1 protein-coding gene is annotated in these 476 nt (G+C 68.7%); it reads right to left on the minus strand.

All coding sequences use genetic code 11. The annotated features are described in order from the left end of the window. Window positions 1-167 precede the first annotated feature (167 nt). On the minus strand, window positions 168-476 hold a 309-nt coding region (locus RNB18_RS51335; protein WP_311720971.1), incomplete at its 5' end, for a hypothetical protein.

The raw sequence follows: 476 nt of genomic DNA on the forward strand, positions 1-476 counted from the left end.
GGTGAAGGGCGAGCTGGGCGTCGCGGAGGTCTTGGGGGAAGTCGTACGTGGCCACCACCCAATAGTACGACTGTTCGAATTAGAGGTGCCAGGTCACGCGCCGCAAACCGCGTGCACTCCATCCGAACGGACGCGATAGCACAGTTGCTTCCCACCGCCCGAGCTGCTCATGGGCCGGTGAGGATCTGGTGGGTGCCGATGCGGCGCCAGATCACGTGCGGTGTGCCGGGACGCACCTCGGCCCCGTACTCGAACGTGGCACGTCCCGCGGGGCCGGTGCCCATGGACCAGGTGAGCTCGTAGACGCCCGGCGCGCAGCGCACCCCCTTGATTCGTAAGCCGGGGCGGAACTTGCGGTCGGTGCGCAGGTCGGGGACGAAGGCGTCCAGGACGACGCGGCGGAAGCGCCGGCGCTGGGCGGGGGTGAGGTGCTGAAGGTCGGTGGTGAAGCGGGGGCAGGTCTCGAAGGTGGGCAT

The sequence above is a fragment of the Streptomyces doebereineriae genome, from assembly GCF_031845645.1.
GTDB classification, from domain to species: Bacteria; Actinomycetota; Actinomycetes; order Streptomycetales; family Streptomycetaceae; genus Streptomyces; species Streptomyces canus.